The organism is Campylobacter concisus (assembly GCF_902460595.1).
Taxonomy (GTDB): Bacteria; Campylobacterota; Campylobacteria; order Campylobacterales; family Campylobacteraceae; genus Campylobacter_A; species Campylobacter_A concisus_BL.
Map to the genome: position 1 here is coordinate 239,602 of NZ_CABPVA010000002.1, position 25,902 is coordinate 265,503.

The window sequence follows — 25,902 nt, forward strand, 5'->3', positions numbered from 1 at the left end:
ATGCAGCAAAAAGCGCTACTTCTAGCACTTTTAGGAGCAATAAATTTATATGCTTTAAGTCTAAATGGCAATGTCGAGTTAAAGTCGCCTTTAAGCGTGGAATTTGGACTAGAAGATGATGTTAGCAAAAATCTCATAGGCACACTAAGCGAGAAAAAGCTTATCTCGTGCGAGCCGGCACTGAGTGGCACGGTGAAATTTAACGCTCAAAGCCTTACGCTTTTTACAAAAGATATGCACGCAGGCGTAGAGTATAGCTGTAAGCTAGAAAATGGCAGCAGTGCTAGCTTTGAGACTAAAGAATTTGCGCTTGAGAAGATAGAAAAGCTCACTGATAGCAAATTTATCCTTAAATTTAATGACGAAGTTAGTGAAGAACTTGTAAAAAAAATAGCCGTAAAAGGCGCAAGCTTTAATGCCTTGCAGCTCTCTCAAAACAGCTTTGAGCTTGATCTTGATAAAAATATAAGCGAGCCTACTTTTGATCTTGGAGAAAATTTTGAGAGTAAATTTGGCGCTAAACTTGCAGGTGATGGCGTGGTGAAATTTAGTGAGCAAGCAAGCAGTGAGAGCGTAAATATAAACGCTGAGGCAAAAAGCTTTGAGATAGCTAAAATTTATCCGACAAGCCTTGATAACGGCATCTTGGCCTTTAGAATTTATCTAAAAGAGTGGCTAAGCGATGATAATAATCTAAAGAAATTTATAAAGATAAAAGGCGTAAAAAGCTTTAGTATAAGCGACGTGGCATATAAAAATGATGGTGAGGTTGGCGCGCTAATTTCTGAGCTTGAGGGGTATGATTATTACATCGATATCACAAGCGATGAGTTTAAGCCACAAAATAGCTACGAGATCACGATAAAACCGGGCTTTGGAGATGATAGAAATGTCGTAAGAGAGGCTAAAACCTACGAGGTGGTCGCTAGCAACTTCACTCCATTTGCAAATTTCACAAACGAAGAGCCTTACATCTCAAGCGTGGGCGAGATCGGCATCAGAAGTGCAAATTTACCTGAGCTAAATGTAAGCGTTGAAAAGTTAAGCGATCAAAATTTTAGATATTTTTTAAATTTCAACGACAATAGCGAAGATCTAAGCAACTTTAGCTCAAAAGTAGCAAGCAAAAGCTACAAGCTAGAGGGCGTGCTAAACGAAATTTCACTAAACAAGATCAAGCTTGACTTTGCTGGAGCAGGAGACGGCGTTTATAAGATAAGCTTAAACTACGGCAAAGATAAGAGCGTCTCAAAGGTCGTCTATCTAAGCGACATCGCCATAAATGCAAAGCTTGGCAAGGATGAAATTTTCGTCTTTGCAAACCGCCTTGGCGAAAACACAATGCTACCAAACGCAAATGTAAAAATTTATGGCAAAAGAAACGAAGAGATCGCAGTTGGCGCGACAAATGACGTCGGCGTCTTTAAATTTAACAAAAAAGATATCTACAAAGAGATATCATCGATCGTCGTCTCACTTGGCAAGGAGCAAAATTTCCTCATCATAAAAGATGGCGAAGCACTAAATGAGGCAAAGCTCATCAGCCAAAATCCAAGCGAGAGCATCGATGCTTACACGCATTTTGCCTCAAATATCATAAGACCAAACGAGAGCCTAAAAGGAGCAATTTATCTAAGAGATAGGGACTTTAACCCGCTTAAAAATATGCCAGTTAAGATCAAATTTATCGATCCACAAGGCAAAAGTAGCGCCCAGATCACGCAAAATACAAATGATGTTGGCATGATAAATTTCGAAAAAGAAATTTTAAGCGATCTAAGCGGTAGATTTAACATGCAGATAATCTACGCTAGCAAGGTGATAGCAAGCGTGCCATTTTATGTCGAGAGCTTCGTGCCAAACAAGATAAAAAATGACATAGCCATAGATGCGGACAAATTCTTTTCAAATGAGCTAGTAAAGGTAAATTTGACAAGCAGCTATCTCTTTGGCGGAGCAGCTAGCGACCTAGCTGGCAGCATGCAGGTTAGCTTCTTTGACGATGAGTATAAAAATAGCGAATTTAAAGAGTATAAATTTAAAAATGACACCCTAAAAGCGGCTGCTTATCCAAGCATAGAAAATGATCTAACTCTTTCAAAAGATGGCAAATCAAGCCAGATGATAGATCTTAGCTTTAACACCAAAAACGCACCTTCAATAATAAAAGGCGTCATAAATTTCAACGTAAATGATGATGGCAAAAACGTAAGTGACGCAAAAAGCTTTACACTCTATCCTTACAAAGATATGGTTGGCATCGCTGCTAGCACGGCATTTGCTGATCCAAACGAAGATGTAAAAATAAGAACAGTCGTCGTTGATATGCCAAGCCAAAAGACAGTGAAGTCAAATTTGAAATTTGATATAAAACGTGTCTCATGGCAGTATCAAAGGGACGCAAACGGCTATATAAAATGGATCCAAACGCTTGAAGATGTGGATAGCTTTTATAAAAATAGTGGCGAGTTTAGCTATAAATTTACGCAAAGTGGCTCATACGTCATCACGGCTACAAATTTAGTAAGTGGTGCGAGCACGAGCCTAGACATCGATGTGAGCGGCTACAACTACTCAACCCTAGCCCCTACAAAAGAGCTTAGCAAGTCTCAGATCAAGCTAAACAAAAGCGTCTATAAAAAAGGCGACGAGCTAAGCGCAGACATAAGCTCAGCCATAAAAGAAGGCATCGCACTTGTCACGCTTGAAGATGCAGGTGTCAAAGCCTACAAGGTTGTCAAGATCAAAAACAACTCAGCAAACGTTAAATTTAAGCTAGACTTTGACTTTAACGGTCTTTACGTGAGTGCAAATATCTACCGCATGACTGACGCTGGGCTAACTCCGTTTAGAACCTACGGCAAGGTCTATGCAAACGGCGATAAATCTTCAAGAAAGATAGAGCTTACTCTTGATGCGCCAAAAAGTGCCAAGAGCGATGAAAATATCAAAATTTCACTAAAAACAAAACCAAAAGCTTACGTAAATTTATTTATCACAGATGTTGGCGTGCTTGATATCACATCGCAAAAGCCAGCTGATCCGCTTAAGTTTTTTGACAAAATTTTACCTGATGGCGTCTTTGACTACGACATTTACAATATGCTCACAAACTATAAGGTAGAGGGCAAAACGCTAAGCTTTGGCGGTGATGCCGCGGCGATGGCTGTGGCGGCGAAAATGGCAAAACACGCAAGTCCAGTTGATAGCAAAAATGTAAAAACTTATGCAAATTTAGTGAGCCTTCAAGCAGACGACAAAGGCGAAATTTCATACGAGTTTAAAACGCCAAATGGCTTTAACGGCGCTGTTAGAGTAGATGCTGTGGCAAATGACGCAACTGCAATGAACGCCGTAAATAGCGAGATAAAAGTAAAAGATGATGTGATCATTAAGCCAAGTGCTTTAGTTTATCTTTTAAAAGGCGATGAATTAAGCGCAAATTTAAGGCTTATAAATACGACAAATACGGACAAAAACCTTACTATAAACATCGTAACAAGTAAAAATTTAAACATCAAAACGCAAGAAAATGCTAACCTAAAGCCGCTTGAAAACAAGGCGTTTGTGCTTAAAATTTCAGCCCTTGAAATAGGTGCTGGCGAATACAATATAACAATAAGCGACAAAAATAGCTCAAAAACGCTTCAAAATTTACTAGGCGTCATTAGCCCTTATACGATCAGCACCTACGCAAAGAGCAGCGTCTTTGACAAAGAGAGCAAAATTTCACTCCCAAAAGGCTATCATGATGTGAGCGTTGATGCGTCAAGCTCGGTCTCAAGCGTGCTTTTAGCAGCTTCAAAGAATTTAGTAGAGTATCCTTACGGATGCGCGGAGCAAAGGAGCTCAAGATTGCTTGCGCTTTTAAATTTAAAACCAAAAGATGAGCTTGAAAAAGGCGACCAAAAGAGATTTATCGTTAGCGGCATAGATGAGTTAGTTAAGATGCAAAAACCAGACGGCAGCTTTGGCTACTGGAGCGATCTAGGCGAGACAAATGCATTTGCAAGCATCTTTGCAACTGATGTTTTACTTGATCTTAGCGAGGCTGGATATGAGGTAAGCAAAGGCGTCAAACAAAATGCACTAAACTCTCTCTTAAAATACGCAAACAACGACCTTGAGACAATTTACGCTCTTTATGTAAGCTCACGTGTAAATATGGCTGACAGACCAGTTTTAAATAAAATTTACGACGACAAAGCCTACAATAAAACAGCACTAAGTAAATACCTAATGGCGGCAGCTCTAAAGCTAAACGGCCTAAATGACGAGGCAAAGGTCGCGCTAAAAGATATCAAAAATGCTAAAACAAGCGAAGAAAATGCATCTGATTTTAGCTCAAAAGTAAGAGATAACGCCTTTATTTTATACTTGCACGCAAAATACTTTGAGAAAAACGACTACTCAGATGACCTTGCAAATTTCTTAATCACAAATTTAAATGAGCTTAGCTCAACGCAAGAGCGTGCATTTACGCTAAGAACGCTAAATGCATACTTTGGCAAAGATAGTGGCGAGAAAAATAACAAATTTAAGCTTAGCTACAATGGCGAAAGTAAAGAATTTGACGGTCTTTTAAGCACATCATTTACTACAAAAAATGGCGAATTTAGCATCGCTCCACTAGGCTCAAACAAACTTTATGCGACTATCTTAAGCTACGCTTACTTGCCACTTGATATTAGGCATAAAATAGAGCCAAAAGAGCTTGATATCTACCGAGTTTTTGTCGATGAAAAAGGCAAAGAGTTAGATATTAACAGCCTAAAAGTAAATGACGTCATCTACTCAAAAGTGGTGATAAACTCAAAAACAATGGTTAAAAACGGCGTTATCAACGAGATCGTAAGTAGTTGCTTTGAGCCGATAAATGAAAATTTAAGTAACTTTACAAAGAGCTTAAAAAACAGCTTGCAAGTTGAGTATAAAAGCGTAAAAGATGACCGCGTGCTAAGCTTTTACACGCTAAGTAGCGACGAAAAAGACGCCGTGCTTTATACACCTTATCGTGTAAGACTTGGCGGTAAATGTTCTCTTGGTGCAGTCACAACTGAAAATATGTACAACGAAAGACAAAACGACTACGACCTAGCCGTGAGAAGCTTTAACGTTAAATAGCTATTTAAACCACGGGGCGTTTAACCGCCCCAAGCCCATATTTCCCCACTTTTGCAAAGATTTTTTTAAACAAATTTTAGATAACATTAAGCATTTTTTAAACGAAACTGAGGAGATAAAAGTGGCAGATTTTTACAATGCAAAAGAGATAGAAGACAAATTTTATAAAATTTGGGAAGAACGCGGATATTTCGAGATAGACGCAAACAAAGATATCCAAAAAGATGGATGTAAATTTTGCATTATGATGCCACCTCCAAACGTGACTGGCTCGCTTCACATCGGACACGCCCTAACCTTCACACTTCAAGATATTATGACTCGCTACAAGAGGATGGACGGCTACAAGACACTTTGGCAGCCAGGACTTGACCACGCTGGTATCGCCACTCAAAACGTCGTTGAAAAGCAGCTTTTGGCTCAAGGGATCAAAAAAGAAGAACTTGGACGTGAGAAATTTGTAGAAAAAGTGTGGGAGTGGAAGGAAAAAAGCGGCGGTATGATCGTCCATCAGATGCGAAAACTTGGCATCACTCCGGCTTGGTCACGCCAGAGATTTACTATGGATGAGGGCTTAAGAAAAGCTGTGAAAAAAGCCTTTGTAAATTTATATGACAAAGGGCTAATAGTCCAGAAAAACTACATGATAAACTGGTGTACGCACGATGGCGCACTCTCTGACATCGAGGTCGAGCACAAGGAGAACAAGGGCAAGCTTTATCATTTGAGATACTACTTTGCAGACAAGCCAAGCGAATTTGTTGTTGTTGCGACCACTAGACCTGAAACATATTTTGGTGATACGGCGGTAATGGTAAATCCAAACGACGATCGCTATAAAAATTTAATCGGCAAAAAAGTGGTGCTACCTATCATAAACAGAGAGATCGAGATCATCGCGGACGAGCACGTTGATATGGAGTTTGGAACAGGTCTTGTTAAGGTCACACCTGCGCATGATCAAAATGACTACGAGGTTGGCAAAAGGCACGACCTTGAGTTTATCACTGTATTTGATGAAAAGGGCATTTTAAACGACAAGTGCGATAAATTTGCAGGTCTTGAAAGGCTTGAGGCTAGAGATATCGTAGTAGCCGAGCTTGAAAAACTCGGCAATGTTGAAAAGATAGAAGACTACGAAAATCAAGTAGGCTACTGCTACCGCTGCAAAAACGTCGTCGAGCCATATATCTCAAAGCAGTGGTTTGTCAAAAAAGAGATCGCAGACGAGGCGATACAAAAGGTCTCAGAGGGTCTTGCCAAATTTTACCCGCCACACTGGATAAACAGCTTTAATGCGTGGATGAGAGAGCTAAGAGATTGGTGTATCTCACGCCAGCTTTGGTGGGGACATCAAATTCCAGTATTTTACTGCGATGATTGCGGTCATATGTGGGCTGACGAGGACGAGCCGTGCGAGTGCAAAAAGTGTAAAAGTAAAAACATCCACCAAGACCCAGACGTGCTAGATACGTGGTTTAGCTCTGGTCTTTGGCCATTTAGTACGCTTGGCTGGGGCAATGAAAATGAGCTAAAAAATGAAAAATGGTTTGAAGGCGATTTGGCTGAGTTTTATCCAAATAACCTTCTCATAACTGGCTTTGATATATTATTTTTCTGGGTTGCTAGGATGATGTTTCAGGGTGAAAACGCCCTTGGCAAGCTACCATTTGACGACATCTACCTGCACGCGCTTGTAAAGGATGAGTTTGGCAGAAAGATGAGTAAAAGCCTTGGCAACGTCATCGACCCACTTGATAGCATAAATGAGTATAGTGCCGATATATTGCGCTTTACGCTAACGCTTCTTGCCGTTCAAGGACGCGATATCAAGCTAAGTGACGCCAAGATGAAGCAGGTAAGAAATTTCACCAACAAGCTTTATAACGCTAGCAAATATCTCATGCTAAATGAGAGTAAATTCCCAAATTTAGAGGATATCAAGCTTGAAACAAAGCTTGGAATTTATATGAATAGCCGCTTTAACGAGTGCGTGAGAGAGGTGCGTGAAAACATCGATGCCTACCGCTTTAATGACGCTGCAAACACACTTTATAAATTCCTTTGGGATGAGTTTTGTGACTGGGGTATCGAGCTTAGCAAGGCTGATAAAGCGAGCGTAAAAGAGCTTGGAAGTATATTTAAAGAGGCGATGAAACTGCTAAATCCTTTCATGCCGTTTCTCTCAGAGTATCTATTTCAAGAGCTTAGCGGCACACAGCTTGAAAATGCAAAGTCAATAATGGTGATGAACTATCCGGAGATAAAAGAGCGAAATTTAGAGGTTGAGAAGAAATTTGAGCTAGTTATCGAGGCGATCGTGGCTATTCGCCGTGCAAAAGCTACTATCGATCTTGGCAACTCAAAGATAGCAAAAGCCTTTGTTAAATTTAATGAAAAAATAGACCTTGACGAGGTAAAAGAGTATATTAAACTGCTTGCAAAATGCGAAGAGATCGGCTTTGTAGATGAAAAAATAGAAAACTCAATAAGAGACGTGAGCGAAAATTTAGAGGCATTTGTTCCGCTTGAAGGACTTGATATGAGTGGTATCATCACAAGGCTAAGGTCTCAAAAGACAAAGCTTGAAAAAGAGATAGCCAAACTCTCAGGCATGCTAAATAACCAAAATTTCGTGGCAAACGCACCAAAAGAAGTTATAGAGACAAACAAAGAGGCTTTGCAGAGCGCTGAGGCTAAATTTAAAAAAGTATGCGAGGAGCTAAAGGCTCTTGGCGAGTAGATTTTGCGGCAAAAGTTGAAGGGTGGTGTTTCTTTGGCAGTTTGTTGTTGTCATGCTGCCCTTAGTGCTAATATATTGTCTTACTAAAATGAAATTTATCGCCCTGCACTATTTTGCATGTAAATTTAAAATTTAAAGGATCAAAAATGCGTGAAAAAATAAAAATAGCAGTTTTAGGATATGGAAATTTGGGTCGTGGCGTCGAGCTTGCGGTGCGAAATAGCAAGGATATGGAGCTTGTGGCAGTTTTTAGCCGCAGAGATCCAATCGAAGTAAAAACATGTGGCGCACCAGTATTGAGTGTGGATGAAATTTTATCGCACAAGGGCAAATTTGACGTTTTAGTCCTTTGCGGTGGCAGCGCAACTGACTTACCGACGCAAACGCCAGAATTTGTACAAAATTTTAACGTAGTTGATAGCTTTGACACACACGCTAAAATACCTGAGCACTTTGCTGCAGTGGACGCAGCTGCTAAAAAAGGTGGCAATGTAGGTGTCATCGCTGTTGGCTGGGACCCGGGGCTATTTTCGCTAAATAGGCTATTTGGCGAGAGCGTGCTTGAAAATGGCAGCAGCTACACATTTTGGGGCAAAGGCGTGAGTCAAGGCCACTCAGACGCTATCCGCAGAATAAAAGGCGTCGTGGATGCTCGTCAATACACGGTGCCCATAGATGGCGCTTTAGAGCGAGTACGCGCTGGGGAAAATCCAAATTTAGCGACAAGAGAAAAACACCTGCGTGATTGCTACGTAGTGGCGCAGGACGGCGCTGATAAGGTACGCATAGAGCATGAGATAAAAACGATGCCAAATTATTTTGTCGACTACGACACGAGCGTGCATTTTATCGACCTTGAGACGCTTAAAAAAGAGCATGGCGGCATCCCACATGGGGGATTTGTACTGCGAAGCGGAGTGAGCGGAGAGCATGGCGAGAACAAACACTTGATCGAGTTTTCGCTAAAACTTGATTCAAATCCAGAATTTACAGCAAGCGTGCTTGTAGCTTACGCCAGAGCGGCATATCGCTTGGCGCAAAGAGGCGAGCGCGGCGCATTTAGTGTATTTGATATAGCCCCAGCACTTCTTTCGCCAAAGAGCGCTGATGAGCTAAGGCGAGAAATTTTATAAATTTAGGCAGTTAAAAATAAGGAAAATTTAGTGATAAAAATAGAAAATTTAACCAAATTTTATGGCGATACACAGATCCTTTTTGATGTAAATTTAGAGGTTAAAAAGGGTGAAATTTTTGCTATCGTGGGTCATAGTGGCGCTGGTAAATCAACGCTTTTAAGGTGCATAAACGGGCTAGAGAGCTATCAAGGTGGCAGCTTAAAAGTCTTTGATCAAGAGATAAAAAATTTAGATGAGACGCAGCAAAGACATTTGAGGCGAGATGTTGGGATGATATTTCAGCATTTTGCCTTGATGGCTAGAAAAAATGTCTTTGAAAACGTCGCTACTCCGCTTAAATTTTGGGGATATAAAAGCGACGAGACCGAAAAAAGAGTGAGAGAGCTTTTAAATTTAGTCGGTCTTGAAAGCAAGGCAAAAAGCTATCCAAGCGAGCTAAGCGGCGGCCAAAAACAGCGTGTAGCCATCGCTAGAGCGCTTGCTTTAAATCCTAAAATTTTACTAAGCGACGAGGCGACTTCAGCTCTTGATCCAAACACGACAAATCAAATTTTAGAGCTGCTTGAAAAGATAAACAAAGAGCTAGACATCAGCGTCGTCATCGTCACGCACGAGATGGAAGTGGTAAAATCGATCGCAAAACGTGCCATTTTACTTGAAGGTGGCAAGATCATAGGCTCTGGAAGCATCGAAGAGCTATTTTTAAAGCCAGATGAGAAGATGAAAGAGTTTTTGGGTGAAGTTGAAATTTTGCCAAGCACTGGCACAAATATCAGGCTATTTTTCCCAAAAGAAGTGGCTCAAAACAGCGTAATCACACACATGGCAAGAAGCCTAAATATCGACTTTAACATAGTCTGGGGCAAGCTTGAGAAGCTAAACGACAACGTCCTTGGCTCGCTTGTCATAAACATAGATGAAAAAGATAAAGAAAACGTGCTTAACTACATCAAGCAAAGTGGCGTTTTGTGGGAGGTTGCTTGATGTTTGGTATTGATTTTTCTAAATTTCCAGATGTATTTTCTAGGATACTTTTGCCAGCTATCGGCGAGACACTATATATGAGCATCGTCTCTACCCTGCTAGCCTTTGCCATAGGCCTTATACCAGCGGTTTTACTCATACTTTCAGACAAAAACGGCTTAAAGCCAAACAAACAGCTTTATTTTGTCCTTGATATCGTTATAAACGTGCTTAGAAGCTTTCCATTTATCATTTTGATCATCGTGCTCTTTCCAGTCACAAAAATGATCGTAGGCACAAGTATTGGCACCACAGCTGCGATCGTTCCGCTAACTATTGGAGCGGCTCCATTTGTAGCAAGGCTCATTGAAAATGCTCTAAAAGAGGTCGATAAAGGTATCATTGAAGCGGCGCAAAGCTTTGGTAGCTCGAAATTTCAGATCATCTTTCGTGTGATGTTTGTCGAGGCACTTCCTGGCATCATCTCGGCATTTACGCTAACGCTTATCGTAAATATCGGCTTTTCAGCGATGGCTGGTGCAGTTGGCGGTGGCGGGTTAGGATCAGTCGCTATAAACTACGGATATCAGAGATTTCGCCCAGATATCATGCTCTACACCGTGGTTATTCTCATCATTATGGTGCAAATTTTCCAAGTTTTAGGCAACTATCTCTATAAAATTTCAAAAAAATGATTTTAAAAACATTGCAAATGCCAATGCCACACATAAGATAAAAGCGATAAAAATTGCCATAAATTTTGGCTTAAAAAACCTATTAAGAAGTATGATTTCCGGCAGGCTAACCCCTGCCGCCGTTATTACAAACGCTCCAAATGCGGCCGCACTAGCACCCGAGGCAAGAAGTGCTAAGCCAATTGGCACTAGCGCTTCTACTCTAACATAGAGCAAAATTCCAAACAATGCCGAAATAAGTATCGAGGCGATGTCGCTAGAACCAAGATAGTTTGAGATAAGCTTTTGCGGAACAAATCCGTGTATAGCGGCGCCGATAAACATCGCAAGCAGTATGTAATAAAATAGCTTTTTATACTCTTTTACTGAGTTTAAAAGCGCCATTTTGTAAATATTTTTACTATTTTTTATATCCTTGCAAGAGCAAGCTTGTGTCTGATTAACGGGCGTAAAAACAAAGCCTTTGGTTGGATTGTATGGGCTAAATTTTGGTTTTAAAAAATCATCTTTTAAAAATAGATTTTGATCTGCTTTTGATAACAAAAGACCAAAAGCAAGCGATGAGATAAAAATGACCGTAAAATAAATAATGCTAAATTTAAACCCAAAGCTCATAAAAAGAAGCGTTAAAATTACAGGATTAACAAGCGGAGAGCTTAACAAAAATACGCTACTAACGCCAAGTGATACGCCGCTTTTTAAAAACCCATTTAAAAGCGGTATAGTAGAGCACGAACAAAACGGCGTAATAGCGCCAACCAAAAACGCCTTGATAAAGCTTGAAATTTTTGTGCTTATAAGGTGTTTTTTGAGTTTTTGACTAAATTTTTCAGATACGATAAATACCAAAAAAGAGACACAAAAAAATAGTAGTGAAATCTCTGTAAAATAAAGTATGAAAAATTTAATAAATTCAAATATATTGTGTTGATTAAAAAGATCGAGCATTTTTTACCTTTAAATTTTTATATGATTATATACTAATATAGGAATATAGTCAAGTATAAATTTAGCTCTTTTAAGTTAAAATCATAAAAAAGGTATAAAAATGCAATATGTTGATATTCTTGCGCTAAAAAGCGAATTTATGAGAGTTTTGGCTCATCCTGTTAGGATCGGGATAGTTGAGGTTTTAGGTGATAAAAAGATGAGCGTAGGTGAAATTTGCGAGCTTTTAAATAAAGAACAAGCAACGGTTTCAAAGCATCTTGGGGTATTAAAAAATGGAGGAATTTTAAAAAGCGAGAAGTCCGGACTTAATGTTTTTTACTCGGTTGATATTTGCTGTTTGCCAAATTTTTTAGAATGTTTAAAAAATATTTTAGAGGAAAAAGCAGCCAAAAACTCAAAAAATGCAAGAGGTGTCATAAAAAGTCTAAGATAAATTTCTAAAATTTATTTTTTTTTAAAGTTTATTTATTTAGAATGCGCGAAATTAATTTTAGCTGAAAGGACAAAAGATGAAATCAGATATGTGCCAGATGTGCCGCCTACTAAAAAACGCGTCGTCGAAAGACTAATCTCTAAGCACAGAATTTCTTTTTAAGTGCTTGGAAAAAGCTTAAGCGCTTAAAAAGAAATTTAACCTTCTAGCTTAAATTTATCCTTTTTTGGTGCTTGGCAAATTTTAAAAAAGGATAATAAATGAAAAAACTACTTCTTACCTCTTTAGTTGCCCTAGGCCTTAGCGTTAGCGCAAATGCAGCTGACAAGTCAAAAACAATAATCGTCGGTGCTACACCTATCCCACATGCTGAAATTTTAGAGGTTGTAAAGCCTATTTTGGCAAAAGATGGCTACACACTAGAGATCAAAGAATTTAACGACTACACCACGCCAAACCTTGCGACAGAGGACGGCGACCTTGATGCAAACTTCTTCCAGCACATCCCATATCTTGAAGAATTTAACAAAAACAAAGGCACTCACCTTGTAAAAACAGTTGGCGTACATCTCGAGCCAATGGGCGTTTATTCTAAAAAGATCAAAGACATAAAAGAGCTAAAAGATGGCGCAGTGGTCTCTATCCCAAATGATCCAACAAACGAGAGCCGCGCACTTGACATCGTAGCTAGCGCTGGACTTATCAAGCTAAATGACAACCCGCTAAAAACTCCGCTTGATATAGTTGATAACCCTAAAAAGCTTAAATTTGAAGAGATCGAGGCTGCTCAAGTGCCAAGAACGCTTGATGACGTTACTATCGCAGTTATCAATACAAACTACGCGCTAAATGCAAATTTAAATCCAACAAAAGACGCGCTTGTGATCGAGGGTAAAGATAGCCCATACGTAAACTACGTAGTTGTTAAAGCTGGCAACGAGAACAGCCCTAAAACTAAAGCCCTTGATAAAGCTATCAACTCACCAGAAGTTAAGAAATTTATCGAGACAAAGTATAACGGCGCTATCATCCCAGCGTTTTAATCAAATTTAACAAAGCGACGTAAAAGCTTTTACCTTTTTAGCGTCGCTTTACCAAATCAAAAAAAGGAAAAACAATGAAATTTATCAAACTTTTAACCGCATCTTTAGTTGCTCTAAGCCTTCACGCAACCGACAAAGACCACACTATCACTGTTGGCGTCTCGCCAGTGCCACACGCTGAAATTTTAGAATTTGTAAAACCAAAGCTAAAAGATAAAGGCTACGACCTAGTTATCTCTGAAATTTCAGACTATTCGATACCAAATGTCGCCACAGAAGATGGCAGCTTAGACGCAAATTTCTTTCAGCATTTGCCATATCTTGAGGAGCAAAACAAGGCTAGAGGCCTGCATCTTGTAAGCGTTGCGAGCGTGCATGTCGAACCACTTGGTTTTTACTCTAAAAAGATCAAAGATATCAAAGAGCTAAAAGATGGCTCAAAAGTTGCGATCGCTTATGATCCGTCAAATGGCAATAGAGCGCTTAGAATTTTAGAAAAAGCTGGTCTTATAGAGATCGACAAAAACGTAAAAGTTGCAACTGTAAATGACATAACTAAAAATCCTAAAAATTTACAATTTGTCGAGCTAGAAGGTGCTCAGATCCCAAGGACACTTGATGATGTCGATATCGCTGCTATTAGCACAAATTTCGTCCTTGATCTTGGCATGAGTGTGGCAAAAGATGCACTTTTACTTGAAGACGCCAACAGCCCTTATGCAAACATCATCGTCACAAGAGCTGGCAACGAGAACAATCCTAAGATCAAAGCTTTAGTCGATGCGGTACTTAGCCCTGATACTAAAAATTTCATCATCACTCGCTACAAAGGCGAGGTCATACCTGCATTTTAAAAACTGGGCGAGCTTTCGCCCTACTTTTACCTTTAAATTTAAACCTTATAGCTTTTCGTTTTAACTATCTTTTTTTAAATTTATCGCTTTTGTTAGTTACTATTAGTAAATAAAGCTTTGCTACAATGCCTCATTTTAAGATAAATTTCGGAGTAAAAATGCTACATGACATTATTGACTTTATCGTTTCAAGCGTGAGCAGCTGGGGGTATGCTGGCATATTTGTGATGATGTTTTTGGAGAGCTCATTTTTTCCATTTCCAAGCGAAGTGGCGATGATACCAGCTGGATATCTAGCTCACAAAGGCGAGATGAGCCTAGCGCTTGCTTTTATCTCAGGTACGCTTGGCAGCTTGCTTGGAGCCATTTTTAACTACTATCTTTGCTACTTTTTTGGACGCGAGATCATCTTAAAATATGGCAAATTTATAGGCATCACTCACGAAAAGATGGATAAATTTGAAGCATTTTTCAATAAACACGGCGAAATTTCGACCTTCAACTCACGCCTCATCCCTGGAATTCGTCAATACATCAGCCTGCCAGCTGGGCTTGCTAAGATGAACATTTTTAGATTTTGCTTATTTACCACACTTGGTGCTGGGATTTGGTGCGCGGTTTTGCTTGGAGTTGGCTACTTTCTAGGCTCAAATCCTAACAAACAAACACTTTTAACAATAACGATCGCTCTTTTGGCGGTGGTTGCGATCATAAGTGTTATCTATATAGTAAAGCAAAGAAAGAAATAATACATATAAAAATATGTAAAATTTAATGTATTTTGCTAAATTTGGCTCAAATTTTTAGCTAAATTTAGCCTAGCTAATCGCTCTCATTTTTTCTAATCTAGCTAAATTTCTTGAAATTTTCTCTAGCTCGCTTTGCTCGCAAACCTCGTCACCTGAGTAGAAAAATTTCACATTTGGAGTTAATTTTACACTTGAAATTTTAAGTTCAAGCTCGCTTATAAGGCGCTTTATCGTCCCTTCGTTGCCGTCTATTATGCTTACATTTTGGGGTAAAATTTCTCTTAAGCTATCTTTAAAATAGTTAAAATGCGTGCAGCCAAGCACCAAAAAGTCAAATTTACTTAGATCAAATTTAGCTAGCTCTTCTTTTAGATATGACTTCACGTTTCCGCTCTCAAACTCAGCCTTTTCAGCGAAATTTACAAGCCTAGGCAGAGCTAACAGTTCGGTTTTATCTTTTGCGTTTAAATTTGTGATCAGCTCTTTTAGTTTTGCGCCATTTACGGTGACTGGAGTGGCAATGACAAGCGTTTTTAGGGTATCATCGTGGCTTAGATCGTGAGCTTTTTTTACAGCTGGCTCCATGCCGATGATCGGCACGCTTAAATTTGCTCTAAGCTCTTTTATCGCTACGCTTGTTGCAGTGTTACAAGCTATCACGATAGCTTCTGCGCCATTTTTAACAAGAAATTTCACCGCGTCAAAGCTAAATTTTAAGATATCATCCCTGCTCTTTTGTCCATATGGGACATTTTTCACGTCTGCGTAATATAAAAATTCATGCTCGCTAAGCTTACTTAAAGCTTCGTTTAAGACGCTAAGTCCGCCAAGCCCCGAGTCAAATATACCTATCTTCATACCCATCCTTAAAGCCTGCAATTATAGCAAATAATATCTTTGTAAGCCGTTTTTTATTATACTTTGGCTCATTTTAAAGTTGGAGCTAAATTTGGCAGTTGATAAGGTTATTTTCTATCTTTGCGCGACTTTGATCGCCATAAGTATTATTTTCTCACTATCTTTGCCAGTTTTTACAGTTTTATTTTTTAACTACGACGAATTTCACTTTTTCATCCGCCAGTTTGCAGTCGGCTGTATAGGAATTTTTCTCATGTGGTGGCTCTCAAGGCTCAATCCCGACAAAGCGCTTAACTGGATAGGGTTTAGCCTTTTTGGCTTTTGCATCATCGCTATGATACTTATGCATGCCTTGCCAGCTTCTATGGTGACTGATGCTGGCGGTGCAAGACGCTGGATCAGACTGCCAGGCTTTTCGCTTGCGCCTGTTGAGTTTTTCAAAGTTGGTTTTGTCTTTTTTTTGGCATGGAGTTTTACTAGAAAATTTAGCGATGGCAAGAGAACTTTGATGGATGAGATCAAGATACTTTTTCCATATTTAATTCTTTTTTGTGTAGCCATTGTTTTGATCGCTATTTTACAAAATGATCTTGGACAGGTGGTGGTTTTGGCACTTACTTTTGTGACGATGGCGCTTTTTGCAGGGGCTAGCGTTAGGCTCTTTGGTATCGGTATCTTGGGCGCTGCCTTTGTCATGACGGTGGCGATAGTTAGCTCAGAGCACAGAATTTTACGTATAAAATCATGGTGGGGCACGATACAAAACATGGTTCTCTCTTTCTTGCCAGATAGCGTGGCAAACGTGCTTAGGGTGGCAGACGCACCAGAGCCATATCAAATTTCTCACTCACTAAATGCGATCAAGCATGGCGAGTTTTTTGGAGAGGGACTTGGAGCTGGGATATTTAAGCTTGGCTTTTTAAGCGAGGTGCATACGGACTTTGTGCTAGCTGGCATAGCTGAAGAGGTCGGTGTTTTTGGCATTTTATGCATCACAGCGATCTTTATAACTCTACTTTATAGGATATTTAGAATTTCAGCTAGGAGCGAAAACAAGGTCTATCACCTATTCTCGCTTGGTATCGGGCTTATCTTGTCATTTTCATTTTTGATGAATAGCTACGGCATCACATCGATCACGCCGATAAAAGGCATCGCTGTGCCATTTTTGAGCTATGGCGGTAGCTCCGTGCTTGCTATATGCATCGGCATCGGCATGGTCTTGATGGTTAGTAAAAAGGCAAAACTATGATAGTTATTTGTGGTGGTGGCACTGGCGGACATTTAGCGATCGCTAGAAGCTTTTGTGAAGAGCTAAATGAGAGAGGCGTAAAGCCTATCTTCATCGGTTCAACTAGCGGTCAGGATAAATTTTGGTTTGAAAATGATGATAAATTTGCAAAGAAATTCTTTTTACCAAGCAGTGGCGTCGTAAATAAAAGAGGTCTTGCCAAGCTAAAATCACTAACAAACATCATAAGCCTAGCTTTAAAGAGCAGGCAAATTTTTAAAGAAAATGGCGTAAAAGCAGTCATCAGCGTGGGAGGCTACTCAGCAGCCCCAGCAGCCATAGCAGCCATCATCTCAAAAACACCACTTTTCATCCATGAGCAAAATGCCGTAACTGGAAAGCTAAATAAAATTTTAAAGCCGTGTGCAAAGGGCTTTTTTAGCTCTTATGATGAGCTCTCGCCCTGCCCTTACCCAGTGGCAAATAAATTTTTTGAAAGCCAAAGAATAAGAGACCAGCTAAAAACTATACTCTTTTTAGGTGGTTCGCAAGGTGCAAAGGCGATAAACGAGCTGGCTATAAATTTAGCCCCATATCTTAAAGAAAAAGGGATAAAGATCATTCATCAATGCGGCAAAAACGCCCTTGATGAGCTTGAAAAAAGATATGATGAGTTTGGCTTTAGCGAAGCAAATTTAGAAATTTTTGACTTTAGCAAAGAGATAGAAAAGAAGATGAGCGAGGCTGATCTTGCCATATCAAGAGCTGGTGCTAGCTCACTTTGGGAGCTTTGTGCAAATGCCCTGCCTTCTATCTTTGTGCCATTTCCTTATGCTGCTGGCAACCACCAATTTTATAATGCTAAATTTCTAAAAGATAAAGGCATAGCTGAAATTTGCCTGCAAAATGGTGAAAATTTAGACAAAGATGAAGTCATAAAAATGATCGAGAGCTTTGATCTAAACAAAAGCAGCAAAGCCCTAAAAGAGATCCTTTTGCCAAATGGGGCAAAAGAGATAATGGATAAAATTTTAAGCTAGATCCTCGCCTATGGCGTAGGCTTTTAGCTCTCGTAGCTCGTAAATGAGGTAGTGATAGATAAGCTCGTTTGTCTTTAAGCTCTTGCCTGAAAGCACAGGTCTTATCATCTCGATGATCCTATCTGTGATGCCTGCAATCTCAACCAAAAGTAGCTCATCACCCCTTTGTTTGGCAACCCTTATGCAGTTATAAAAAAATGTGTAGATAGTTTTAAAATTTTCCAAAACGACGTTTGAGACGATTTGAGAGTCGAGATGTAAAATTTTATTCATCCTATTTTGTAGCTCCATAAGCTCGGCAAGTAGCCCTCTTATCATCGCTGTATCGCCACTTCTTGAGAAAATACTCTTTTTCTTTTTTTTATTTTGTATCTGATACTCAGCGACTAAGACCTGCATAATGTTTGAGATGTTTGTCAGGCTCTCTTGTAAATTTTGATTAGCCTTTAGGCTCACTCCAGCCTTTTCTATCTTGTAGTATAGGCTCTTGTTTGTCTGCTCGAGGTATGAGCTAATGTTTTCGTAGTAATCTTCAGTATTAAAGACGTTTTTAAAAAAACTGCCCTCGTCTGTTGTGTTATAAAGTCTTTTTTTGATCTCTTCGACATTTTTATTAAAAGTAAGCGCATCGATCTTTGTCTCAGGCTCGACAACGCCGTTGTTTTCGATAACTTCCAAGTTTTTCTTAAGCGTATTTATCAGCTTTTCAATCTCATTAAAATCCATTTTGCCTCTTTGAAATTTTTGGCTATTTTACTATAAAAAGCTGAAGTTTTCGCTTGCAATTCTTAAAAAGATATTTATACTTCTTTTAATAAAATATCTCAAAAAAGGAGCAAAAATGAATGGTGAAGTTTTTAACTCTTGCATTATCGTAGCCTCTATAAAGCAAGCATTAAAGTCAAATTTAGAGCTAAACTACAAAAGCGAAAAATATATAAAAAGCCTAGTTTTTGACTTTACCTTAGGTGATGAGCCAGAAAAAAGAGAGCAAGCTAGCATAAATGAGTGGTTTAAGCACGCCTTAAAGCTTGGGCTAAGCGACGTGAGATATGCCACAAATTTGACGGTCTCTTCAGAGGAGCGCTCGCTGCAAGGCTTTTCAAACGTAAGCTACAAGTCTATTCTTTGCATTTATAAAGATAAAATGAGCTATCTCGTGCCTCACTGGAGCTTTGAAGAAGACAAAAAGGGCTGGGATATAGTCTATAAAGAATTTAGTCTAGATGGCATGCTAGAGATTCAAAAATTTAGTGATAACACTTTGGAATTTAAGTATCTTCTCACAAAAATCGCTAAATTTGCAGATGAGATAGAGTGTGAGAATTTTGGCGATTGCTTTAGGGAAGGGCTAAAAGCGCTAAACGAGCCAGAAAAGATAGAGCAAAATATCCTAAACGCTCCACTTATGCCAAAGCTAAATTTGGCTCTTTTTAATGCGGCAAGTGCAGCTGATGTCTTTGGTGGTATGGGCTCATGGAACGACGACGCAGCAGGCTGGGCGAAGCGTAAAAAGCGTGATAAAGAGTACGATGAGCTTAGTGCAGAGCTTTTTACGCAGATGCATAAAGCCACTCTTTTTGCCATAAATGAGTGGTAGCTAGCCGTTTATCTGATAGATCTTTTTTCGCTGGCTTGAGCTGCCGATGTTTAGAATTTTGCGGTATTTGGTGATGGTTCGGCGAACGATTTGGATGTTAAATTTAGCTTGGATGAGCTCTTGAATTTTTAGATCAGAAAGAGGCTTTTTGTGGTCTTCATTTTTGATAAGCTCTAGCAAAAATTCCTTTATCGCAGCGTTTGAAGTCTCTTCATCAAAGCCAGTTGCAAAGAAATTTTTAAGCGCGACCGTGCCTCTTGGAGAGCTTAGATATTTGTTTGCGATGGCTCTTGAGATGGTTGAAGGATTGCGTCCTAGCTCGTCTGCTAGGTCTTTTAGCTTCATAGGCTTTATGTCGCCACCCAAAAAGTAGTCGTACTGATACTCAACTATCATAAGCCCTATCTTATAAAGCGTTGATTTTCTCATCTCAAGGGCGTCTATGAGCTCGCTTGCCTCTTTTATGCGTGAGCTGACAAAGGCCTCTTTCTCGTCTAGCCCCTCAGTATCGACCAAAATTTCAGGATAATAGTCGTCATTTATCTGCACGCTTATGCCACTACTAGTGCTTAGCACGAAGATGTCAGGTACCGCCTCTTTTTCGTCTTCAAGATACTCAATGGCCGGTGGATTTTTAAATTTTTTTATGATCTTTAGCGCGTCGTCGTAAAATTTAAGCTTTCTAAGCTTTTCTATATTTTCAAAATTTAAGATGATCTTTTTCGCGCACTCTACGATCTCTTCACTCGCCTCTGCCTCGCCAAGCTGAAACAAAAAGCTCTCTTTGAGATCCTTTGCACCCACGCCACAGGGCTCAAGGTAGGCAAATCTAGCCCTTACTCGCTCCACTTCGCTCTCGCAAAAACCAACAAAAATTTCATCATCATAAGAAAAATAGCCCTCGTCATCTAAACACTCGATGATCTTATATGCGATATCTTGGGACTTTTGCGTGGGGAAAAGTGGGGGATTTATCTGACTAATAAGCTTTTCATAAAGGCTTTCTTTATATATGCTTAAAGCCTCGATGCTCTCACTTACTGAATTTTTACTGACCTGCTCGAAAAAATTTCGTTTTTTTTCGCTTTTTTCTAAAGTTTTATGTTCGATCGTGGCAAATGGGTTCTCTTTTATAAAAGGCTCAAGCGTCTCTTTTAGCTCATCAAGCCCGCTTTGAAGGATAGGAAGCCAGCTTCGCAGCGTTTGGTTTAGTTTGATCTTTGGCGCTAAAGTTTGCTTTTGCCTTAGCATCATCTACTCAAGTAGCTTAAATTCTTCGCCAAGATAGTGCGTTCTAACGAGCTTATTGTTTGCTACTTCGCTCGCACTGCCGCTTGCTAGCAGCGAGCCATCTTTGATGACGTAGGCTCTGTCGCAAATGGCTAGCGTCTCACGGACGTTGTGGTCTGTTATCAAAACGCCGATACCTAGCTTTTTAAGGTCTCTAACGATGCTTTGTATGTCGCTAACTGCGATAGGATCGACGCCTGCAAATGGCTCATCGAGCAGTAAAAATTTTGGCTTTATGATGAGGCTTCTAGCGATCTCACAGCGTCTGCGCTCGCCACCACTTAGGCTAACGCCCTTTCTTAGGCGGATAGGCTCGATATTTAGCATATTTAGCATCTCATTTACTCTTTTAGAGATATCTTCTTTGCTTTGATTTAAAATTTCAGCGCCAAGGAGTAAATTTTCTTCTACGCTTAGCTCTTTAAATATGCTTGACTCTTGCGGCAAATAGCCAATACCAAGGTGCGCTCTTTTATGAAGCGGGACATTTGTGATCTTTTCATCGTTTAAAAAGACATCTCCGCTAGTTGGCGAGATGAGCCCGCAGATCATATAAAAAGTGGTCGTCTTTCCAGCGCCATTTGGCCCAAGAAGCCCCACGACTTCGCCGCTATTTACCTCTAAAGATATGCCTTTTATGATCTCACTTTTCTTAATCGTCTTTTTTAGATCTTTTACTTCTAGTTTATGCACTTATAACCTCGTATTTTCTGCCATTTTTGCTAGGAGAAATTTTTACTAATGTATAGCTCTCGCCGTTTTTCTTTAGAGCTTTTTCTAAATTTTCATCGCCCCACTCTACCAGATGAAGCCCATCTTCAAATAAATTTTCAAAAAGGCCATTTTTTGCCATCCCATCAAAACCGATCTGGTAAATGTCGTAGTGGTAGATATCTTTACCATAAATTTGCATCAAAGAAAATGTCGGCGATGTCACGCTCTCTTCTATGCCATGAGCCTTGATGATCGCCTTTACAAGCGTCGTTTTTCCACTTGCTAGATCGCCACTTAGTAGCACCACGCCACTTTTTGGCAGCACCCGCACAAGCTCGTTAAGCTCATTTTCCAAAAGCTCAAAAACCATCAAAGCTCTTTTACATATTCGCTTTGAGCGCTTTTTGGTATGCTTTTTGTAGTTGGGATCGCTAGCACCTCGTATCTCGCCTCACGTGTTAGAAATTTGATAGTGATAACATCGCCGATCTTTACATCTTTTGCCGCTTTTGCCTGCACGCCGTTGATGCTCACAACGCCGCTTTTGCACATATCTTCGCTAACGGCACGCCTTTTGGTGATATTTACTACGTTTAAAAATTTATCTACTCTCATGCGGCGGATTTTAACAAAAATAGCCTTAAATTTTTAATCCTTCAGATATTTTAAAAGCTCTTTTAAATTTAGAGGTATGACGCTGCCGTGCGTCTCATTTTTAAAAAGCTCAAAGTGATAATTTACGCCACTTTGCTTTAAAATTTGGGCTAGATCGCTCGCCTTTAAAATGCCAGCTTTGTCTGTTTTGCCCTTTCTCTTTTCAAGCTCGCCAACGCTAAGAAAGACAAATTTAGCCTTTATTTTCTCTTTAAATTTACCCTCACTCACGTTTTGCTTTAAAATTTCAGACTCGCCCCACCAAAGAGATGGCGAAGCGATAAAGAAATTTGAAAATACGCCCTCATTTTTAAGCATCGCATAGAGCGTAAAAAGGCCGCCAAAAGAGTGTCCATAAAGGCTCTTTTGGCTGCTTTGCACGTTAAATTTCTCATCAATTAGCGGCACTAAATTTCTAGTTAAAAAGTGGTAAAACGCATCAGCGCCACCACTCTTGCTAAACTCCTCGCCCTTCGCCTTTGGCGTGAGATCTCTTGTGCGTTTTTCTACCTCGTAGCTTTTGTCGCTGTCATATCCTATGCCTATTATTAGCGGGGCAGCCTTGCCATCAAATTCATTTAAGAGCATGTTAAACTGGGCATTTGCGTCAAGCAAGAAAAGCACGTTTTTAAACTCATCTTGCCCCTTTAGCTTGGCTGTGAAAATTTTATAAATTTCATCATTTGCGCTCATTTTAAAGGTTGAAATTTCAAATTTACTAGCAGCTTTTTGGCTAAGTGGCTCAGGCGTTTGGCTAGGTCCTGCGTGCAAAGTTTGCGTCACGCCAAGCGTAAAAAGCAAAAATTTAAAGGCTCTTACCATTTTGCAGCGACCTTAAACCAAAATCTCCTGCCCTCTTGCGGATACCAGTAGTAGTTGCCGTCGTCTGCTAACGCCTCATCGTATCTTACTTTATCAAAGATGTTGTAGGCATTTAGGCTAAGCGTTAGGTGCTTGTTTGCGTCCCAGCTGACGCCCGTATCAAAGGTGAGTAGGTCTTTTGTGTTCTCTCTTACGCTGTTGCCAGCACCAAAATTTACGCTTGTTAGCTTACTCTCATAGTTTGCGCCAAAAAATGTCTTAACGCTTTTTACAGGCTTATATGTAAGCGTGGCGTGAAGTGTGTGCTCTGGCGTTGCTGTTAGGCTTTTGCCATCAAGTCTGTTAAGCCCTGTTTGGCTAAATTTCATAGGGCCTCTTGGCGTGTTTATAGTTGGATCACCAGTTTTTATCTTTGATTTGTTATAGGTGTAGTTTGAGCTTAAATTTAGATTTGAAAGGATGTCATAGTCGCCACTTAGCTCCACGCCCCAAACGGTCGCACCCTCGATGTTAAAGTAGGTTCCCCAGCCAGGGCAAGTAACGTCTGGTGCATTTGTGCAAGTGCCAAAAGCTGGAATTCCATTTACTCTTTTACTGCCGTCGGTATCTAGGATCTTATCTTTAAATTCATTTCTAAAAAGCGTCACCGAGCCTCTAAAATCAGCCTGATTGTCATAATATGCCCCAACTTCATAAGTCGTGCTCTTTTCTGGCTTTAGATCTTTGTTGCCAAAATCAACTATTTTCCAACCATTTTGGATAGTGCCTACTTCTGGGGAAATTTGATTGACATCAGGGGTTTTATAGCCAGTTGCTACGCCGCCTTTTAAGCTTAACGTATCTGTGGCGTTATAGACTAGGTAGGCTCTTGGCGAGAGGTGGTTGCCAAAAAATTCATTGTGCGTGAGCCTTGAGCCAAGCGTTAAAAATAGCTTCTCATCTAAAATTTGCCACTCATCCTCGATAAATCCCGCATGCTCGCTCATCGAGTAGGTCTTTGGATCTTTTAAGCCGTTTCTTGAAGCGTTTGAGACGATGAAGGTCGTGCCTACATTTTGCTTGCTAAAGTCATAGCCAAAAGTTAGAGTGTGCGCGCCAAAAAAGGTTGTAAATTTAGAGTTGAAGTTGTGATTTTTGGCTTTTGCTGGTATAAATTTATCAAAAAGGCTCGTTCTTTGCGTCTCATCATAAATGTAGCTGATATCGGCATTTAGACTATCAAATTCGCCAAGATAGCCCACGCCATAGCTCTTTTTCTCGTAGTCATAGGCGTTTAAAAACTTATTTGTTTTTATGGTAGCTGTTTTGCCGACGGTTCGCGAGTAGTCGTGTTTTTCACTTGAGCCAAGGATGAAAAATTTATTGTGCTCATCTGGCGTGATCCAAAGCTTTGCGCTTAAATTTCTCTTATCGCTCTTTTGATAGCCGCCTTTGTAATTATCCTCATCTCTTAGCTTTTTATATCCCCAAAGCTGAAGCGCAAAAAGCTCTTTATAAAGAGGTAAATTTAGATAAAAGTCGCCCTGCCTGCCATCACCTATGCCTTTATGCGCATTTATCGTAGTTGAGATGCCGACGTTACCACTAAATTTTGAAAAATCCTTTTTGGTAATGATATTTATAACGCCTCCAACCGCGTCGCTACCATAAAGCGAACTCATAGGGCCACGGATGACCTCTATACGCTCGATCGCTTCAGCTGGTGGGATGAAATTTGAGTTCATATCCCCTGCTCCGCCCTTTGGGTTTGCACTGCTTGAATTTACTCTTTTGCCATCAATCAAAACTAGCGTTTGAGAGCTTTCCATGCCGCGTATCGAGATACCACTAGCTGGACCATCCTCGCCGCCAACGACATTTACGCCTGGCACTTTTTGCGCGATTGAGTGAAGTGAGGTAAAGCTATCTTTTGTTAGCTCATCGCCACTTATCACGCTGATGCTTGCAGGGGCTTCTTTTATCTGCTGCGAAAAGCCGCTCGCACTTACTACGACGCCATCTAGCTTGGTTTCGTTATTCTCTTTCTCTACTGCATAGAGAGAATTTGCCACACAAGCACTAAGGCAAATGGCAATAAATTTTGATCTATTCACGGATATCCTTTTGTTAAATTTAATTTTTGATAATGAAAGCGAAACGCAAATTTAACAAAGCAAGCATAAAAACAATATTAATTATCATAATTTTAAATAACAATACAAAAAAATTTATGAAAATAAATTTAAATCAATCTAAGAGAAGCTAGACCCAAAGTGAGTCTAGCAAATTTGAAGTTATTTTGAAGCGACCATTTCGTTGTATGAGTTAAATATCTCTCTGCTAAGATCTTCAAGCTTTCTAAACTCAGTGACAAAATGTTTTAAATTTTTCTCGTTATAGCCCTTGCCAGCTTCTGTCAAGATGGCTTTGATGTTTTTGTTAAACTCATCCACTAAATGGCGTGATTTTTCGTAAATTTTAGTGTGACTAAAGCTCTTTGCGCACTCATTTTCATACCACGCTACAAGATCATCTGCGTCTTTTGCTATATCATCGCCGTAACCTTGCTCATTTACAGTGTCTGAATAAACGCCCACTTTATAGACAATGATAGCTATCTTTGCGATGATGCCAAAGGTCTTATCTTCTACATATTTTGACCTTTGGGCTGTCTCTTTTGCATTTTGGTTAAAGCTAGCTAAAGTTTGTTTGAAATTTTCAACATTTGCTGTGGCGATCTTTGAAATTTCATCTATCTTTTTAGAATTTTCATCTATATCTTTGGCTTCTTGCTGAAGTGTTTGGATATTTACGCCGATCTCGTGTGTTGCTTTTTGGGTATTTTCAGCTAATTTTCTAACCTCATCAGCAACAACTGCAAAGCCACGTCCATGCTCGCCTGCGCGTGCCGCCTCGATGGCTGCGTTTAGAGCTAGTAAATTTGTCTGCTCAGCTATATCTTTTATCAAATTTACAACCGAAGTGATATCGTCTGTTCTACTATTTAGCGTGCTTATGGCGTG

General features: G+C 39.9%; 21 protein-coding genes and 1 pseudogene. 12 read left to right on the forward strand and 10 right to left on the reverse strand.

Features of this window, described 5'->3' with window-relative positions:
• The 5 genes from F3G86_RS05920 (at nt 1) to F3G86_RS05940 (ending at nt 10,661) form a co-directional block, all read left to right on the forward strand.
• A complete protein-coding gene (locus tag F3G86_RS05920; protein ID WP_149723300.1) occupies nt 1–5,124 on the forward strand; it encodes an alpha-2-macroglobulin family protein in 5,124 nt (1,707 codons plus the stop codon).
• 121 nt (nt 5,125–5,245) lie between these two features.
• Complete coding sequence (locus F3G86_RS05925; RefSeq protein ID WP_149723301.1) at nt 5,246–7,867, forward strand: valine--tRNA ligase; 2,622 nt, start codon at nt 5,246–5,248, stop codon at nt 7,865–7,867.
• Nucleotides 7,868–8,013: 146 nt separating this feature from the next.
• Entirely contained in the window at nt 8,014–9,000 is a 987-nt protein-coding gene (locus F3G86_RS05930; protein ID WP_149723302.1) for a diaminopimelate dehydrogenase, read from the forward strand.
• 30 nt (nt 9,001–9,030) lie between these two features.
• Nucleotides 9,031–9,987 carry a methionine ABC transporter ATP-binding protein gene (locus tag F3G86_RS05935; protein WP_149723303.1) on the forward strand — a complete coding sequence of 319 codons (957 nt, stop codon included), beginning with the start codon at nt 9,031–9,033 and terminating at the stop codon, nt 9,985–9,987.
• Nucleotides 9,987–10,661 carry a methionine ABC transporter permease gene (locus F3G86_RS05940; RefSeq protein WP_002940443.1) on the forward strand — a complete coding sequence of 225 codons (675 nt, stop codon included), beginning with the start codon at nt 9,987–9,989 and terminating at the stop codon, nt 10,659–10,661. Before F3G86_RS05935 ends, F3G86_RS05940 begins: the two co-directional genes overlap by 1 nt.
• On the opposite strand, the gene F3G86_RS05945 is transcribed toward F3G86_RS05940, so the two are convergent.
• On the reverse strand, nt 10,650–11,609 hold the full coding sequence (locus F3G86_RS05945) for a permease (RefSeq protein ID WP_149723304.1): 960 nt from the start codon (nt 11,607–11,609) through the stop codon (nt 10,650–10,652). The genes F3G86_RS05940 and F3G86_RS05945 overlap by 12 nt on opposite strands.
• A gap of 100 nt (nt 11,610–11,709) precedes the next feature.
• Between F3G86_RS05945 and F3G86_RS05950 the strand changes: the two genes are divergently transcribed.
• The 4 genes from F3G86_RS05950 (at nt 11,710) to F3G86_RS05965 (ending at nt 14,691) form a co-directional block, all read left to right on the forward strand.
• Nucleotides 11,710–12,045 carry an ArsR/SmtB family transcription factor gene (locus F3G86_RS05950; RefSeq protein WP_103599125.1) on the forward strand — a complete coding sequence of 112 codons (336 nt, stop codon included), beginning with the start codon at nt 11,710–11,712 and terminating at the stop codon, nt 12,043–12,045.
• Nucleotides 12,046–12,305: 260 nt separating this feature from the next.
• Nucleotides 12,306–13,088 carry a MetQ/NlpA family ABC transporter substrate-binding protein gene (locus F3G86_RS05955; protein ID WP_002940462.1) on the forward strand — a complete coding sequence of 261 codons (783 nt, stop codon included), beginning with the start codon at nt 12,306–12,308 and terminating at the stop codon, nt 13,086–13,088.
• Nucleotides 13,089–13,162: 74 nt separating this feature from the next.
• Nucleotides 13,163–13,942: a MetQ/NlpA family ABC transporter substrate-binding protein gene (locus F3G86_RS05960; protein WP_149723305.1), complete on the forward strand. Its 780-nt coding sequence runs from the start codon at nt 13,163–13,165 to the stop codon at nt 13,940–13,942.
• 158 nt (nt 13,943–14,100) lie between these two features.
• Nucleotides 14,101–14,691 (forward strand): DedA family protein, encoded by a 591-nt coding sequence (locus F3G86_RS05965; protein WP_035142906.1) that lies wholly within the window; start codon nt 14,101–14,103, stop codon nt 14,689–14,691.
• A gap of 69 nt (nt 14,692–14,760) precedes the next feature.
• Here F3G86_RS05965 and murI read toward each other — a convergent pair whose 3' ends face one another.
• Nucleotides 14,761–15,549: a glutamate racemase gene (murI, locus tag F3G86_RS05970; protein ID WP_149723306.1), complete on the reverse strand. Its 789-nt coding sequence runs from the start codon at nt 15,547–15,549 to the stop codon at nt 14,761–14,763.
• 91 nt (nt 15,550–15,640) lie between these two features.
• On the opposite strand from murI, the gene F3G86_RS05975 reads away from it, so the two are divergent.
• Nucleotides 15,641–16,801, forward strand: coding sequence for a peptidoglycan glycosyltransferase FtsW (locus tag F3G86_RS05975; protein WP_149723307.1), 1,161 nt, complete (start codon nt 15,641–15,643; stop codon nt 16,799–16,801).
• Nucleotides 16,798–17,820: an undecaprenyldiphospho-muramoylpentapeptide beta-N-acetylglucosaminyltransferase gene (gene murG / locus F3G86_RS05980; RefSeq protein WP_149723308.1), complete on the forward strand. Its 1,023-nt coding sequence runs from the start codon at nt 16,798–16,800 to the stop codon at nt 17,818–17,820. Before F3G86_RS05975 ends, murG begins: the two co-directional genes overlap by 4 nt.
• Here murG and F3G86_RS05985 read toward each other — a convergent pair.
• Nucleotides 17,812–18,546 (reverse strand): imidazole glycerol phosphate synthase, encoded by a 735-nt coding sequence (locus F3G86_RS05985; protein WP_149723309.1) that lies wholly within the window; start codon nt 18,544–18,546, stop codon nt 17,812–17,814. The two genes, murG and F3G86_RS05985, sit on opposite strands and share 9 nt — an antisense overlap.
• Nucleotides 18,547–18,661: 115 nt before the next feature.
• Here F3G86_RS05985 and F3G86_RS05990 point away from each other — a divergent pair, with 115 nt between their 5' ends.
• A complete protein-coding gene (locus tag F3G86_RS05990) occupies nt 18,662–19,420 on the forward strand; it encodes a hypothetical protein (protein WP_149723310.1) in 759 nt (252 codons plus the stop codon).
• Here the strand turns inward: F3G86_RS05990 and F3G86_RS05995 are convergent, their stop codons facing one another.
• The 7 genes and pseudogenes from F3G86_RS05995 to F3G86_RS11330 all read right to left on the reverse strand — a co-directional run.
• A complete protein-coding gene (locus tag F3G86_RS05995; protein ID WP_223228563.1) occupies nt 19,421–20,671 on the reverse strand; it encodes an RNA polymerase factor sigma-54 in 1,251 nt (416 codons plus the stop codon).
• Between the two features lie 3 nt (nt 20,672–20,674).
• Nucleotides 20,675–21,403 (reverse strand): LPS export ABC transporter ATP-binding protein, encoded by a 729-nt coding sequence (lptB, locus tag F3G86_RS06000; protein WP_002940487.1) that lies wholly within the window; start codon nt 21,401–21,403, stop codon nt 20,675–20,677.
• Nucleotides 21,396–21,794, reverse strand: coding sequence for a tRNA (adenosine(37)-N6)-threonylcarbamoyltransferase complex ATPase subunit type 1 TsaE (gene tsaE, locus F3G86_RS06005; protein ID WP_149723312.1), 399 nt, complete (start codon nt 21,792–21,794; stop codon nt 21,396–21,398). Before tsaE ends, lptB begins: the two co-directional genes overlap by 8 nt.
• The gene (locus tag F3G86_RS06010) at nt 21,794–22,039 is read right to left on the reverse strand and encodes an RNA-binding S4 domain-containing protein (protein ID WP_087585885.1); all 246 of its coding nucleotides are present in this window, start codon (nt 22,037–22,039) and stop codon (nt 21,794–21,796) included. The genes tsaE and F3G86_RS06010 overlap by 1 nt, the downstream gene beginning before the upstream one ends.
• Before the next feature lie 33 nt (nt 22,040–22,072).
• Nucleotides 22,073–22,900 carry an alpha/beta hydrolase gene (locus F3G86_RS06015; protein ID WP_149723313.1) on the reverse strand — a complete coding sequence of 276 codons (828 nt, stop codon included), beginning with the start codon at nt 22,898–22,900 and terminating at the stop codon, nt 22,073–22,075.
• Nucleotides 22,894–24,993 carry a TonB-dependent receptor domain-containing protein gene (locus F3G86_RS06020; RefSeq protein ID WP_223228558.1) on the reverse strand — a complete coding sequence of 700 codons (2,100 nt, stop codon included), beginning with the start codon at nt 24,991–24,993 and terminating at the stop codon, nt 22,894–22,896. Before F3G86_RS06020 ends, F3G86_RS06015 begins: the two co-directional genes overlap by 7 nt.
• Nucleotides 24,994–25,173: 180 nt before the next feature.
• A pseudogene (locus tag F3G86_RS11330) lies at nt 25,174–25,893 on the reverse strand (methyl-accepting chemotaxis protein); the annotation flags it as partial.
• Nucleotides 25,894–25,902 lie beyond the last annotated feature (9 nt).

Coding starts and splice junctions, on each gene's coding strand:
- F3G86_RS05920 (WP_149723300.1), top strand. CDS start 1: ATGCAGCAAAAAGCGCTACTTCTAGCACTTTTAGGAGCAATAAATTTA.
- F3G86_RS05930 (WP_149723302.1), top strand. CDS start 8,014: ATGCGTGAAAAAATAAAAATAGCAGTTTTAGGATATGGAAATTTGGGT.
- F3G86_RS05940 (WP_002940443.1), top strand. CDS start 9,987: ATGTTTGGTATTGATTTTTCTAAATTTCCAGATGTATTTTCTAGGATA.
- F3G86_RS05945 (WP_149723304.1), bottom strand. CDS start 11,609: ATGCTCGATCTTTTTAATCAACACAATATATTTGAATTTATTAAATTT.
- F3G86_RS05950 (WP_103599125.1), top strand. CDS start 11,710: ATGCAATATGTTGATATTCTTGCGCTAAAAAGCGAATTTATGAGAGTT.
- F3G86_RS05955 (WP_002940462.1), top strand. CDS start 12,306: ATGAAAAAACTACTTCTTACCTCTTTAGTTGCCCTAGGCCTTAGCGTT.
- F3G86_RS05960 (WP_149723305.1), top strand. CDS start 13,163: ATGAAATTTATCAAACTTTTAACCGCATCTTTAGTTGCTCTAAGCCTT.
- F3G86_RS05965 (WP_035142906.1), top strand. CDS start 14,101: ATGCTACATGACATTATTGACTTTATCGTTTCAAGCGTGAGCAGCTGG.
- murI (WP_149723306.1), bottom strand. CDS start 15,549: ATGAAGATAGGTATATTTGACTCGGGGCTTGGCGGACTTAGCGTCTTA.
- murG (WP_149723308.1), top strand. CDS start 16,798: ATGATAGTTATTTGTGGTGGTGGCACTGGCGGACATTTAGCGATCGCT.
- F3G86_RS05985 (WP_149723309.1), bottom strand. CDS start 18,546: ATGGATTTTAATGAGATTGAAAAGCTGATAAATACGCTTAAGAAAAAC.
- F3G86_RS05990 (WP_149723310.1), top strand. CDS start 18,662: ATGAATGGTGAAGTTTTTAACTCTTGCATTATCGTAGCCTCTATAAAG.
- F3G86_RS05995 (WP_223228563.1), bottom strand. CDS start 20,671: ATGCTAAGGCAAAAGCAAACTTTAGCGCCAAAGATCAAACTAAACCAA.
- tsaE (WP_149723312.1), bottom strand. CDS start 21,794: ATGGTTTTTGAGCTTTTGGAAAATGAGCTTAACGAGCTTGTGCGGGTG.
- F3G86_RS06010 (WP_087585885.1), bottom strand. CDS start 22,039: ATGAGAGTAGATAAATTTTTAAACGTAGTAAATATCACCAAAAGGCGT.
- F3G86_RS06015 (WP_149723313.1), bottom strand. CDS start 22,900: ATGGTAAGAGCCTTTAAATTTTTGCTTTTTACGCTTGGCGTGACGCAA.